Here is a 13,614-nt window from a genome sequence, read left to right as displayed (position 1 = left end):
AGGAGCTGCCGAAGGCTGCGATCTTTTGAGCGTTCCCACGCTCCGCGTGGGAATGCCTCTTGGGACGCTCCGCGTCCAGTGACGCGGAGCGTCACGGGCTGCATTCCCACGCAGAGCGTGGGAACGATCAACGATCAGGCTCCGGAGCATGCTCATTGACGTAAATCGGGTTTATGATGCCCAACGGCAGAATAATAGAAGTCCCCCCAGGGATGACCTCGACCCCTTACGGAGCGCGCAATGCAGACTTTGTTTCCGCAGATCAAACCTCACGCCCGGCACGATCTGGCTGTCGATGACACCCACACGCTGTACGTCGACGAAAGCGGTTCACCCGAGGGTTTGCCGGTTGTGTTCATCCACGGCGGCCCCGGCGCCGGTTGCGACGCGCAGAGCCGGCGCTATTTCGATCCGAATCTGTATCGCATTGTCACTTTCGACCAGCGCGGTTGCGGTCGCTCCACGCCGCACGCCAGTCTGGAAAACAACACCACCTGGGATCTGGTCGCCGACCTTGAGCGCATCCGTAAACACTTGGGCATCGAAAAATGGGTGCTGTTCGGTGGCTCGTGGGGTTCGACGCTGGCGCTGGCCTACGCGCAAACTCATCCGGAACGTGTTCATGGTCTGATCCTGCGTGGGATCTTTCTCTGCCGTCCGCAGGAAATCGAGTGGTTCTATCAAGCCGGTGCCAGCCGTCTGTTCCCTGATTACTGGCAGGACTACATCGCGCCGATCCCGCTGGACGAACGCGACGATCTGCTCAGCGCTTTCCACAAACGCCTGATCGGCAATGACCAGATTGCGCAGATGCACGCGGCCAAAGCCTGGTCTACGTGGGAAGGGCGTACCGCAACCCTGCGGCCGAACCCGCTGGTGGTCGATCGTTTCTCCGAGCCGCAGCGCGCGCTGTCGATTGCACGGATCGAATGCCACTACTTCACCAACAACGCGTTCCTTGAGCCGAATCAGTTGATTCGCGACATGGGCAAAATCGCGCATTTGCCGGGCGTGATCATTCACGGTCGTTATGACGTGATCTGCCCGCTCGACAATGCCTGGGAACTGCATCAAGCCTGGCCGAACAGCGAATTGCAGGTGATCCGCGACGCCGGCCACGCCGCCTCCGAACCGGGCATCACCGATGCCCTGGTGCGCGCGGCCGGCAACATGGCGCGACGCTTGCTCGACCTGCCGCCCGAAGAAGCATGAAGGGCCTTTTGCAGCGCGTCAGTAACGCGCGGGTGGAAGTGGCGGGCGAGGTCGTAGGCGCGGTCGATCAAGGTTTGCTGGTGCTGGTGGCGGTCGAACCCGACGACACGCGTGCCAGCGCCGACAAACTTCTGCATAAGCTGCTTAACTATCGGGTATTCAGCGACGCCGAGGGCAAGATGAACTTGTCCCTGGCGGATGTTGGCGGCGGGTTGCTGCTGGTCTCTCAGTTCACCCTCGCAGCCGACACCAAGAGCGGGTTGCGCCCGGGTTTTTCCAGCGCAGCACCTCCGGCCCTGGGCGAGGAATTGTTCGACTATCTATTAGGCAAAGCGAAACAGATGCATGGCACTGTGGCATCAGGTAGATTCGGCGCGGATATGCAGGTGCACCTGGTCAATGATGGCCCGGTAACCTTCCTGTTACAGACCTGAAAGCGCTTGAAACATCTTTTTAAGGGCGTTTCGACTGAAAACAGGCATTTTTCGCGATAAATACTTGGTTACCCCCGATGCTTTGTCATGCGGGCTACTAGATAATCGCGCGCTACGGGGATCAGCGTTCGTTGGTCCGTTTTGACTTAGGTAGAGACTTGTCCGGAGCCGATTGGGGAATCATTTTGCCCCAGCGGAGTCGGAACAATGCTCGCCAACTTGGCAAGAGTGTTCTGGAAGGTCGGTTTTTCACTGCCGAAAACCCTACAGGCACTTCATCTGGCCGTTGGTTTATTGATCTGTTTTCGGCGAGGGTTGCTCGTGATTGTTAGTCCCTGTAATGCAGCAAAATTGTCTGCCAAACGCATGCGAAGTGCTCTGGTAGCGGGCTCGGCGCTCCTGTGCCTGCTCAGCGCCGGTCAGCTTTGGGCGTTCAATCTTGACGATGTATCGGCCAAGGCAAAAGAGCTGGCCGGGCAGAAGTTCGAAGCCCCGCGCAGCAACCTGCCGAACGAGTTCCGCGACATGAAGTTCGCGGACTATCAAAAAATTCGCTTCCTCACCGAAAAGGCTGAGTGGGCTGATCAGAAGACCCCGTTCAAGTTGTCCTTCTATCACCAGGGCATGCACTTCGACACGCCGGTCAAAATCAACGAAATCACGGCGAACACCGTCGAAGAGATCAAATACGATCCGACCCGCTTCGATTTCGGCGACCTGAAATTCGATCCTAAGGCCACTGAGCAACTGGGTTATGCCGGTTTCCGTGTGCTGTACCCGATCAACAAGGCCGACAAGCAAGACGAAATCATGACCATGCTTGGCGCGAGCTACTTCCGCGTCGTTGGCAAGGGTCATACCTACGGTCTGTCGGCCCGTGGTCTGGCGATTGATACCGCGCTGCCGTCGGGCGAAGAATTCCCGCGTTTCCGCGAGTTCTGGATTCAGCAGCCGAAGCCGGGCGACAAGCATCTGGTGATCTTCGCCTTGCTCGACTCGCCGCGCGCCACCGGTGCCTATCGTCTGATCCTGCGTCCGGGCAGCGACACCATTGTCGACGTCAAAGCGCAGATGTTCCTGCGTGACAAGGTCGGCAAACTGGGCATCGCACCGCTGACCAGCATGTTCCTGTTCGGCGCTAACCAGCCGTCGAAAGTCCTCAACTATCGTCGTGAACTGCACGACTCCAGCGGTCTGTCGATCCATGCCGGCAACGGCGAGTGGATCTGGCGTCCGCTGAACAATCCGAAACACCTGGCCGTGAGCAACTTCAGCGTCGAAAACCTGCGTGGTTTCGGTCTGCTGCAGCGTGGTCGCGACTTCAGCCACTACGAAGACCTCGACGATCGCTACGACAAGCGTCCAAGCGCCTGGATCGAGCCGAAGGGTGACTGGGGCAAAGGCACCGTTGATCTGGTAGAGATTCCGACCGCCGACGAAACCAACGACAACATCGTTGCGTTCTGGAGCCCGGAAAAAATGCCGGAGCCGGGCCAGCCGCTGGACTTCGCTTACCGCATGCACTGGACGATGGACGAAGCGGCGATTCACGCGCCGGACAGCGCCTGGGTCTCGCAGACTCTGCGTTCGACCGGTGACGTCAAGCAATCGAACCTGATCCGTCAGCCGGATGGCAGCGTTGCCTATCTGGTCGATTTCGAAGGTCCATCGCTGGCGGCCCTGGCCCCGGACGCTGACGTTCGCAGTCAGGTCAGCGTCGGCGACAACGCCGAACTGGTCGAGAACAGCGTGCGCTACAACCCGGAAACCAAGGGCTGGCGCTTGACCCTGCGGATGAAAATCAAAGACGCAGGCAAGTCGACCGAGATGCGTGCCGCACTGGTTCAGCCGGTGGTAACGGCTGATCTGGCCAAGTCGTCGGTACCGGCGTCCAACTCGTCCGTGGCCAAGGCCGACAAGGTTGCCGCCAAGCAACAAGAGAAAGAAGACAAGGAAGCCAAGGCAGCCGAGGCCAAACAGGCTCAACAGGCCGATGCCAAGCCCGCTGCAGATGCCAAGGACAAGGCCAACAAAGACGCCAAGCAGCCTGTAGCTGCGGACGCGGCCCCAGCCACACCGGAATCGGCGCCGACTGAAGAAGTCATCACCGAAACCTGGAGCTATCAGTTGCCTGCCGATGAGTAACTCTCAAGTACAGCCAGAGACTCTTTCCGAGTATCTGGCGCATCTGCCGATGACCGACGAGCAGCGCGCGGAACTCGCGGGCTGCCAGTCGTTCAGCGAGTTGCATGAACGCCTGTCGTCCTCGACGTTCGACGCCCCTGCCGAAGCCGCCCAGGCTTCGGTGGGCAAGCGCCTGACCCTGAGCACGGCTGAAGAGCTGGAAGAAGCGGAAATGCTGGTGCTCGACGCCAGCGGTCGGGTCAGCCTCAAGGCCACCCCGCCGATCCGCCGCACCAAGGTGGTTCCGGAGCCGTGGCGCACCAATATTCTGGTGCGTGGCTGGCGCCGTCTGACCGGTCGCACCAACCCGCCACAGCCGCCGAAGGACGAAAACGTTCTGCCGGCGGCGCGCTGGCGCACCGTTGGTTCGATCCGTCGCTATATTCTGCTGGTGCTGATGCTCGGCCAGACCATCGTTGCTGGCTGGTACATGAAAGGCATCATGCCGTACCAGGGCTGGTCGTTCGTCGATCTCGACGAAGTCCTGCACCAGCCGCTGCTGCAAACCGCCACGCAAGTGCTGCCGTATGCGCTGCAAACCAGCATCCTGATTCTCTTCGGGATTCTGTTCTGCTGGGTGTCGGCCGGTTTCTGGACGGCGCTGATGGGCTTCCTCGAGTTGCTCACCGGTCACGATAAATACCGTATCTCCGGCAAAAGCGCCGGCAACGAGCCGATTGCCAAAGACGCGCGTACCGCGCTGGTAATGCCGATCTGCAACGAAGACGTACCGCGCGTATTCGCCGGTCTGCGCGCTACGTTCGAATCGGTCGCGGCTACCGGTGATCTGGATCGCTTCGACTTCTTCGTCCTCAGCGACAGTAACGACACCGATATCTGTGTTGCCGAGCAACAGGCCTGGCTGGACGTCTGCCGCGAGGCCAAAGGCTTCGGCAAGATCTTCTACCGTCGTCGTCGCCGTCGGGTGAAGCGCAAGAGCGGCAACCTCGACGACTTCTGCCGTCGTTGGGGCGGTGACTACAAGTACATGGTTGTGCTCGACGCCGACTCGGTCATGAGCGGCGAGTGCCTGACCAGTCTGGTGCGCTTGATGGAAGCCACGCCGGACGCCGGGATCATCCAGACCGCGCCGCGTGCGTCGGGCATGGACACCCTGTATGCGCGCATGCAGCAGTTCGCGACCCGCGTGTACGGCCCGCTGTTTACCGCTGGCCTGCACTTTTGGCAGTTGGGTGAATCCCACTACTGGGGTCACAACGCGATCATCCGCATGAAGCCGTTTATCGACCACTGCGCCTTGGCGCCGTTGCCAGGTAAAGGGGCGTTCTCCGGTGCGATTCTGTCTCACGACTTCGTTGAAGCCGCGCTGATGCGCCGTGCTGGTTGGGGCGTGTGGATTGCGTACGACTTGCCGGGCAGCTACGAAGAATTGCCGCCGAACCTGCTCGACGAACTCAAGCGTGACCGTCGCTGGTGCCACGGCAACCTGATGAACTTCCGTCTGTTTCTGGTCAAAGGCATGCACCCGGTGCATCGCGCGGTGTTCCTCACCGGCGTGATGTCGTACCTGTCGGCGCCGTTGTGGTTCTTCTTCCTCGTGTTGTCGACCGCGCTGTTGGCGGTGAACACACTGATGGAACCGCAGTACTTCCTTGAACCGCGTCAGCTCTATCCGCTGTGGCCACAATGGCATCCGGACAAGGCGATTGCGCTGTTCTCGACGACCATCGTGCTGCTGTTCCTGCCGAAACTGTTGAGCATCATTCTGATCTGGGCCAAAGGCGCGAAAGAGTTCGGCGGCAAGTTCAAGGTGACCCTGTCGATGCTGCTGGAGATGTTGTTCTCCATGCTGCTGGCGCCGGTGCGGATGATTTTCCACACTCGTTTCGTTCTGGCCGCGTTCCTCGGCTGGGCCGCGACCTGGAATTCGCCGCAACGTGACGACGACTCGACACCTTGGAGCGAGGCGGTCAAACGCCACGGCCCGCAAACCCTGCTGGGCTTCTTCTGGGCGCTGCTGGTGGTCTGGCTGAACCCGAGCTTCCTCTGGTGGCTGGTGCCAATCGTCGGTTCGCTGATGCTGTCGATCCCGGTGTCGGTGATTTCCAGCCGTGTCGGTCTGGGCCTGAAATCCCGTGACGAGAGCCTGTTCCTCATCCCTGAGGAATACAATCCGCCACAGGCGCTGCTGGCGACCGATCAGTACACCCACGAAAACCGTTACCACGCGCTCAACGACGGCTTCGTCCGCGCGGTGGTCGATCCTCAGCAGAACGCTTTGGCGTGCTCGCTGGCGACTTCCCGTCACGGTCAGGCCGAACCGATCGAATGGCTGCGTCAGGAACGTGTGCGTCACGCGCTGAAGGTCGGCCCTGCGGGGTTGAACAACCATGATCGTCTGCAACTGCTGAGCGATCCTGTTGCCCTGGCGCGTTTGCATGAGCAGGTCTGGGCGGAAGGTCACGCCGAGTGGCTGGATGCCTGGCGCGCTTCGGTGAAAGCCGATCCGCATGCGCCGTTGCTGCCGTTGCAACCGGTGAGCTTGCAGGCGCAACCGGCCTGATGAAGAAACCCCGCGATGTTGCGGGGTTTTTTTTGGCCTGCTGAAAAGCCCCTCACCCTAGCCCTCTCCCGGAGGGAGAGGGGACTGACCGAGTTGGATGTTCGAGATACGCCGACCTGATTTTTCTGCGTTGAATTCATAATCGACTCGATTTTTCAGGTCGACATTTAGCTTGAGACACCTCGGTCGGCTCCCTCTCCCTCCGGGAGAGGGCTGGGGTGAGGGTGCGCCCTTGATTGTTAAACAAATCGTCCATTAAACCTTGTGCAAAAAAACGAGTGCGTTAGCATCCGTCCCCGAATTGGCGCACCCGGGCTTTTTTGCCCGTCACTGTTGGTTTTCGCGCCGCACACGCAATGGTTTTGGGGACTTGAAGATGAAGAAGTATCTGTCGATGCTGCTGGTCGGCGTCACGGCACTGGTTGCAGTCAATGCGGCGCAGGCTGGCGCAATCGATGACGCGGTCAAGCGCGGCACGTTGAAAGTCGGTATGGATCCGACCTACATGCCGTTCGAAATGACCAACAAGCGCGGCGAAATCATCGGCTTCGAAGTCGACATTCTCAAAGCCATGTCCAAAGCCATGGGCGTCAAGCTGGAGCTGGTTTCCACCGGCTACGACGGCATCATCCCGGCGCTGATGACCGACAAGTTCGACATGATCGGCAGCGGCATGACCCTGACCCAGGAACGCAACCTGCGCCTGAACTTCAGCGAACCGTTCATCGTCGTCGGCCAGACCCTGCTGATCCGCAAAGAGCTGGAAGGCACCATCAAGTCCTACAAAGACCTGAACACCGCTGACTACCGCATCACCTCCAAGCTCGGCACCACCGGCGAGATGGTCGCCAAGAAGCTGATCTCCAAAGCCAAGTACCACGGCTACGACAACGAGCAAGAAGCCGTGCTCGATGTGGTCAACGGCAAGGCTGACGCCTTTATCTACGACGCCCCGTACAACGTGGTCGCGGTGACCAAGGTCGGCGCGGGCAAACTGGTGTTCCTCGACAAGCCGTTCACCTACGAGCCTTTGGCGTTTGGTCTGAAGAAGGGCGATTACGACAGCCTCAACTTCATCAACAACTTCCTGCACCAGATCCACGAAGACGGCACCTACGATCGCATCCATGACAAGTGGTTCAAGAGCACCGAGTGGCTCAAGGACATGGAATAACGCTCATCCGCTGATCGTTCCCACGCTCTGCGTGGGAACGCATCCTGTGACGCTCCGCGTCACGATCAGGCAGGGACGCAGAGCGTCCCGAGCGGCATTCCCACGCAGAGCGTGGGAACGATCATCCGAGAACCTGCAATGAAACAGAAAAAAGCCCAATGGCCCTGGCACGTCCTCACCGTGCTGGTGCTGGTCGGCCTGGCCGGCGCGTTGTATTACGCGACGTCGCTGATGTCCTACGAATGGCGCTGGAACCGTGTGCCGCAGTACTTCGCCTATCAGGCCGAAGAAACCCAGCGCGCCGCTGACATTTCCACGGTCACCGAACTCGTGCGCAAGGGCAGCAGCGCGCAGGTCACCCTGCGCAACGACGCTGGTGACGAGCAACACCTGACTGTCGACGAGAACAGCCTGCAATTCGCTCAGGGCGACGATGTGGCCGAAGGTGACGTCGTGGGTGTCACTCGCCATTGGGCGGCAGGGCCGCTGTTGTGGGGGCTGTGGACGACGCTTTGGCTGTCGGTAGTGTCCGGGATTCTCGGGTTGCTCATTGGTCTGGTCACCGGCCTGTGCCGGCTGTCGAACAACCCGACCTTGCGCGACCTCTCGACCATCTACGTCGAACTGGTACGCGGCACGCCGCTGTTGGTGCAGATCTTCATTTTCTACTTCTTCATCGGCACGGTGATGAACCTGTCCCGCGAGTTCGCCGGGATCGCCGCGCTGTCGCTGTTCACCGGCGCCTACGTGGCCGAGATCATTCGTTCCGGTGTGCAATCGATCGCCCGTGGCCAGAACGAAGCGGCGCGCTCGCTCGGTCTGAGTGCCGGTCAGTCGATGCGTCATGTGGTGTTGCCGCAAGCGCTGAAACGCGTGCTGCCGCCGCTGGCCGGGCAATTCATCAGTCTGGTCAAAGACACCTCGCTGGTGTCGGTGATCGCCATCACCGAGCTGCTGAAAAGCGGCCGTGAAGTCATCACCACCTCGTTTTCGCCGTTCGAAATTCTGTTCTGCGTCGCCGGTCTGTACCTGTTGATCAACCTGCCGCTGTCGAAGATCGCCAGCCGGCTTGAGCGGAGGCTCGCGCAAAGTGATTGAAGTCCGCGAACTGGTAAAAGTCTTCGACACCCGTGGGCAAGTGGTGCGCGCGGTGGATAACGTCAGCACCACGGTCGCCAAGGGCGAAGTGCTGGTGGTGATCGGTCCGTCGGGTTCCGGCAAGTCGACCTTCCTGCGCTGCCTCAATGGCCTGGAGGAGTTCGACTCGGGCTCGGTGAGCATCGACGGCCTGCAACTGGCCGACCCGCAAACCGACGTCAACGCCTACCGCCGCGAAGTCGGCATGGTCTTTCAGCATTTCAACCTGTTCCCGCACATGACCGTGCTGGAAAACCTCTGTCTGGCGCAGAAAGTCGTGCGCAAGCGCGGCAAGAAAGAGCGCGAAGCCAAGGCGATGGAGTTGCTGCAAAAGGTCGGAATTGCACAGAAGGCCAACGAGTTTCCGTCACGCCTGTCCGGCGGTCAGCAACAGCGCGTGGCGATTGCCCGGGCGCTGGCGATGGAACCGAAGGTGATGTTGTTCGATGAACCGACTTCGGCGCTTGATCCGGAAATGGTTGGCGAAGTGCTGGATGTGATGAAGAACCTGGCCGTGGAAGGCATGACCATGGTCTGCGTGACCCACGAGATGGGTTTTGCTCGGGAAGTGGCGGACCGGGTGTTGTTCTTTGATCACGGCAAATTGCTGGAAGATGCTGCGCCGGCGGAGTTCTTTGATGCGCCGAAGGATCCGCGGGCTCAGGCGTTTCTGCGTCAGGTCTTGTAGTAACTGATCGTTCCCACGCTCCGCGTGGGAATGCCGCCCGGGACGCTCCGCGTCCCTTTCATGCATGACGCGGAGCGTCACAGGATGCATTCCCACGCAGAGCGTGGGAACGATCTGTGGGGCTTATACCTTGAAGCGCCCGACCAGCATCTGCAGATGCGTCCCCAACCGCGCCAGCTCAACGCTGGACGCCGCGGTTTCTTCACTCGCCGCCGACGTCTGATCCGACACGTCCCGCACATTCAGCACGCTACGGTTGATCTCCTCCGCCACCGCGCTCTGCTGCTCGGCCGCCGCCGCAATCTGCTGGTTCATCGCCTGAATCGCCGACACCGTGCGCGTAATGCTTTCCAGCGAACCACCGGCACGACGGGTCAGCTCGACGCTGCTGTCGGTCAGGGTGCGGCTGTTGTCCATGATCGTCGCCACTTGCTGAGTGCCGTTTTGCAGGCCGACGATCAGCTCTTCAATTTCTTCGGTGGACTTCTGCGTGCGCTGGGCGAGGCTGCGCACTTCATCGGCAACCACCGCAAAACCACGTCCAGCCTCACCGGCACGTGCCGCTTCGATGGCTGCGTTGAGGGCCAGCAGGTTGGTTTGCTGAGCGACGGATTTGATCACGTCGAGGACGCTGCCAATCTTGTCGCTTTCGCGCTTGAGCTCGCCCATGGCTTCGGTGGAGTGACCGACTTCAACGGCCAGGCGTTCGATCTGCGCAATGGCCTCGCCAACGACTTTGTCGCCTTCGCGGGCCTGTTGGTCAGCGGCGACGGCGGCTTCGGAGGCTTCCTCGGCGTTGCGCGCGACTTCCTGCACGGTGGCGGCCATTTCGTTCATGGCGGTGGCGACCTGATCGGTCTCGATCTTCTGATTGTTGACCCCGGCGCTGGTCTGCTCGGTCACCGCCGAGAGTTCTTCAGCAGCGCTGGCGATCTGGGTGACGCCGTCGCTGATGCCGCCGATCAGCTCGCGCAGGCCTTGGGTCATGCTCTGCATCGAGCGTTGTAGCTGGCCGAGTTCGTCGCGGCGCTGCGAGACCAGGTTGTGGGTCAGGTCGCCAGCGGCCACGCGCTCGGCAACTTTCAGGGTCTGGTTCAGCGGGATGATGATCTGGCGGGTGATCGCCCACGCGGCCAGCAAGCCGAACGCGATGGCGAGCAAGGTGGCGATGATCAGCATGTTTTTCGCGTGTGCGGCGTCGGTGTCACGCACCACGGTCTGGGAAATGGTCAGTTTTTTACTGGCATCGAGGAGGATATCGCCCTGGGCTGCCATACGAGCAACGGCGCTCCCGCTGGCAGTTTGCGCGTCGCGGAACTGGCCGACGGCGGCGCGATAGGCTTTCATTGACTCGGCGGCTTGCTGCAGGTTGGCAGTGAACTGTTCCGGCAGTTTCGACGGCAGACTCTCAAGGGATTTCAAAGCATTTTCGATGGCGTCGAGCGCAGGTTGCTCGGCCTCGGCCTTGCCACTGTAGGTGTAGCCGCGCACTTGATAGCGCGCCTGTTGCAGCAGCTTGCTCAGATCAACCACGCTGTTGAATTGCGCGATGCTGTCACCTTGCAGCAGGCCCTTTTCAACTTCCGAGACTTTGGCCACGGCGTTGTCGGCATTCGCGCCGAGTTTGCTGCGCGCGTCTTCGCGGTGCGTGGTCGCCTGGATCATGTCGGCGAAAGCACGTTTGTACTCGGCGACGGCAGCCAGTTGCTGGTCGACCATGGCGATGTCGGCCGGTTGTTCGATCAGCGTGCGCGCGGTTTGCAGGCCGCTGTCGAGTTTGCCGAGCATGTCGTTGACCGCGCCCGGGCCTTGTTCGCCACGGCGTGAATCGTAGTCAACGCGGGCCAGACGCAGGTCTTTGCTGTACTCATTGAGGCTGGAAATAAACCCGAGCTTGTCGCCCCGGCTGATGATGCCGCTCATGCCGGACCAGCCGGTGAAGGTGATCAACAGCGTCAGCAAAAGCACCAGACCGAAGCCAATACCCAGCTTGCGTTTGACGCTGACATTCCCAAGATTCTCGGCTAACCAACGGTACATGCGACAACTCCCCGACCACAAATTGGACTTATGGGGAGCGTATCGGCCGGGTGATGGCAATCTGTAACACCATTTGTCCGGGAAGGCCCTGCGCTCTGGATCTGCTGACCTGCTGACCTGCCGATTGCCGACCTGCTAATCCGCTGATCCGCTGATCTGTAGGAGCTGTCGAGTGAAACGAGGCTGCGATCTTTTGTTCTTGCTTATAAAAAAACAACATCAAAAGATCGCAGCCTTCGGCAGCTCCTACACGGGGCGCGGTGTTCGTTTAGAACAGGCGGGCAAGGAGGGCGGTGACGGCGGTTTCTACGCGCAGGATGCGCTCGCCCAGTTGCACCGGTTGCAGGCCGGACTTGGCCAGCAGGTCGATCTCGTAGGGAATCCAGCCGCCTTCAGGGCCGATGGCGAGGGTGACTGGTTCGCTGAGGGCGCGCGGGCACGGCGGATAGTTGCCGGGATGACCGACCAGACCGAGCGTGCCTTCGGTAATCGTGGGTAGGCGATCTTCAACGAACGGCTTGAAGCGTTTCTCGATGACGATCTCCGGCAATACCGTGTCGCGCGCCTGTTCGAGGCCGAGGATCAGTTGTTCACGGATAGCCGCCGGCTCAAGAAACGGCGTCTGCCAGAAGCTCTTCTCGACCCGATAGCTGTTGACCAGAATCACCTTCGCCACGCCCATGGTCGCCACGGTCTGAAACACCCGACGGAGCATTTTCGGACGCGGCAGCGCCAGCACGAGGGTTAGCGGCAATTTCGCCGGTGGCGGCTGATCGAGGGTAACGCGCAACTCAGCTTCACCTGCGTCCAGTCGCAGCAATTCAGCCGAGCCCATCAACCCGTCAATACGCCCGACGCGCAGGCTGTCACCGACTTCCGAACGGTGAACTTCCTGCATGTGCGTCAGGCGTCGATCACGCAGCACCACGCGGTCGGCCGCAATGAAATCGGCCTCTTCGAGCAACAACAGGTTCATGCCTGGGTCGCTGGCGGCTGGTCGTTGTGGTCGTCGGCCGGGGTTTCTTCCGGGCGTTCGCGCTTGCTGATCAAACCACCGAACAGAATGCCGATTTCAAACAGCATCCACATCGGCACGGCCAACAGGGTCTGCGAGAAGATGTCCGGCGGTGTCAGGATCATGCCGACCACGAAGCAGCCGATGATCACGTACGGGCGGATTTTCTTCAGGTATTTGACGTCGACCACGCCGATCCATACCAGCAGCACCACGGCCACTGGAATCTCGAACGCCACGCCGAAGGCGAAGAACAGCGTCATGACGAAATCGAGGTAACTGGCGATGTCGGTCATCATTTCCACGCCGGCCGGGGTGGCGGCGGCGAAGAACTTGAAGATCAGCGGGAACACGAAGTAATAGGCGAACGCCATGCCGGTGTAGAACAGCAGGATGCTCGACACCAGCAACGGCACCGCGATGCGCTTCTCATGCTTGTACAGGCCCGGCGCGATAAAGCCCCAGATCTGATGCAGGATCACCGGGATCGCGAGGAACAGCGAGACCATCATCGTCAGTTTCAGCGGCGTCAGGAACGGCGACGACACGTCGGTGGCGATCATCGTCGCGCCGACCGGCAGGTACTGGCGCAGCGGCGTCGAGACGAAGGTGTAGATCTGCTGGGTGAAGGCGAACAGCCCGGCGAAGATGATGAAGATCGCCGCCACACAACGCAGCAGGCGGGTGCGCAACTCGGTGAGGTGCGAAACCAGCGGCATGTGCTGGTCGTTTTCGGGGAGATCGCTCATGGGGCTCGCGGCGGCAGAGTAGGGTCGTGAGGCGCTGGTCTGATCGGCGCGGCGGTTGGAGCTACGTGTTCGACCGAAGTTTCTGCGGCAACGGGCACGGGTTCTGTCGGCGCCACAACGGCGGCGGGCACGGGTGTCGGAACAGGCGCAGTCGGCGCATGAATCGTCTGCTGACCCACATGCTCAACCGACGTCGGCTCTTGCTGAACCGGGTTGAAAATCTTCCGCGCCTCTTGCTCCAGCGACAGAATATGCTCGTTGTGCAGTTGCCGACGGATCTCGTCGGCACCGATTTCACGTTCAACTTCCTGTTTGATCGCGTTGAAGCTGCGCTTCAGCCGTCCGACCCACAGGCCAGCGGTGCGCGCAGCGCCCGGCAGACGCTCGGGGCCCAGCACCAGCAGGGCGACGAGGCCGACGAGCAGCAGTTCAGAGAAGCTGATACCAAACATTAGTC

At 60.5% G+C, this 13,614-nt stretch carries 11 protein-coding genes and 1 pseudogene; 7 read left to right on the top strand and 5 right to left on the bottom strand.

Translation table 11 applies throughout. From position 1 onward, the window contains the following. Positions 1–240 precede the first annotated feature (240 nt). The 7 genes from pip (at position 241) to ACP3TY_RS23615 (ending at position 9,353) form a co-directional block, all read left to right on the top strand. Entirely contained in the window at positions 241–1,212 is a 972-nt protein-coding gene (gene pip, locus ACP3TY_RS23645) for a prolyl aminopeptidase (protein WP_053116622.1), read from the top strand. Next, positions 1,209–1,646 carry a D-aminoacyl-tRNA deacylase gene (dtd, locus tag ACP3TY_RS23640; protein WP_400755657.1) on the top strand — a complete coding sequence of 146 codons (438 nt, stop codon included), beginning with the start codon at positions 1,209–1,211 and terminating at the stop codon, positions 1,644–1,646. The genes pip and dtd overlap by 4 nt, the downstream gene beginning before the upstream one ends. A gap of 366 nt (positions 1,647–2,012) precedes the next feature. Then, positions 2,013–3,791 carry a glucan biosynthesis protein G gene (locus ACP3TY_RS23635; RefSeq protein WP_178124148.1) on the top strand — a complete coding sequence of 593 codons (1,779 nt, stop codon included), beginning with the start codon at positions 2,013–2,015 and terminating at the stop codon, positions 3,789–3,791. Beyond that, entirely contained in the window at positions 3,784–6,354 is a 2,571-nt protein-coding gene (gene mdoH, locus ACP3TY_RS23630; RefSeq protein ID WP_400649016.1) for a glucans biosynthesis glucosyltransferase MdoH, read from the top strand. Before ACP3TY_RS23635 ends, mdoH begins: the two co-directional genes overlap by 8 nt. Positions 6,355–6,730: 376 nt before the next feature. Further along, a complete protein-coding gene (locus tag ACP3TY_RS23625) occupies positions 6,731–7,528 on the top strand; it encodes a transporter substrate-binding domain-containing protein (protein WP_034152980.1) in 798 nt (265 codons plus the stop codon). Positions 7,529–7,666: 138 nt separating this feature from the next. Beyond that, a complete protein-coding gene (locus ACP3TY_RS23620) occupies positions 7,667–8,626 on the top strand; it encodes an amino acid ABC transporter permease (protein ID WP_053116625.1) in 960 nt (319 codons plus the stop codon). Then, positions 8,619–9,353, top strand: coding sequence for an amino acid ABC transporter ATP-binding protein (locus ACP3TY_RS23615; RefSeq protein WP_426618615.1), 735 nt, complete (start codon positions 8,619–8,621; stop codon positions 9,351–9,353). The genes ACP3TY_RS23620 and ACP3TY_RS23615 overlap by 8 nt, the downstream gene beginning before the upstream one ends. 123 nt (positions 9,354–9,476) lie before the next feature. Here ACP3TY_RS23615 and ACP3TY_RS23610 read toward each other — a convergent pair whose 3' ends face one another. The 5 genes and pseudogenes from ACP3TY_RS23610 to tatB all read right to left on the bottom strand — a co-directional run bounded on the left by ACP3TY_RS23610 (position 9,477) and on the right by tatB (position 13,609). Beyond that, positions 9,477–10,190 carry a methyl-accepting chemotaxis protein gene (locus ACP3TY_RS23610; protein ID WP_371850961.1) on the bottom strand — a complete coding sequence of 238 codons (714 nt, stop codon included), beginning with the start codon at positions 10,188–10,190 and terminating at the stop codon, positions 9,477–9,479. A 141-nt stretch (positions 10,191–10,331) separates the two neighbouring features. Beyond that, positions 10,332–11,276: pseudogene (locus ACP3TY_RS23605) on the bottom strand (methyl-accepting chemotaxis protein); the annotation flags it as partial. 385 nt (positions 11,277–11,661) lie between these two features. After that, complete coding sequence (locus ACP3TY_RS23600; protein ID WP_426618614.1) at positions 11,662–12,369, bottom strand: 16S rRNA (uracil(1498)-N(3))-methyltransferase; 708 nt, start codon at positions 12,367–12,369, stop codon at positions 11,662–11,664. After that, complete coding sequence (tatC, locus tag ACP3TY_RS23595; protein WP_008080622.1) at positions 12,366–13,157, bottom strand: twin-arginine translocase subunit TatC; 792 nt, start codon at positions 13,155–13,157, stop codon at positions 12,366–12,368. Before tatC ends, ACP3TY_RS23600 begins: the two co-directional genes overlap by 4 nt. Continuing rightward, positions 13,154–13,609, bottom strand: a complete 456-nt coding sequence (tatB, locus tag ACP3TY_RS23590; RefSeq protein WP_426618613.1) for a Sec-independent protein translocase protein TatB — start codon at positions 13,607–13,609, stop codon at positions 13,154–13,156. The genes tatC and tatB overlap by 4 nt, the downstream gene beginning before the upstream one ends. Positions 13,610–13,614: the final 5 nt, after the last annotated feature.

It is taken from the genome of Pseudomonas rustica (assembly GCF_049959085.1).
GTDB classification, from domain to species: domain Bacteria; phylum Pseudomonadota; class Gammaproteobacteria; order Pseudomonadales; family Pseudomonadaceae; genus Aquipseudomonas; species Aquipseudomonas rustica.
The sequence above is the reverse complement of the archived record's forward strand: the minus strand, read 5'-3'. Positions and strand labels throughout refer to the sequence as shown.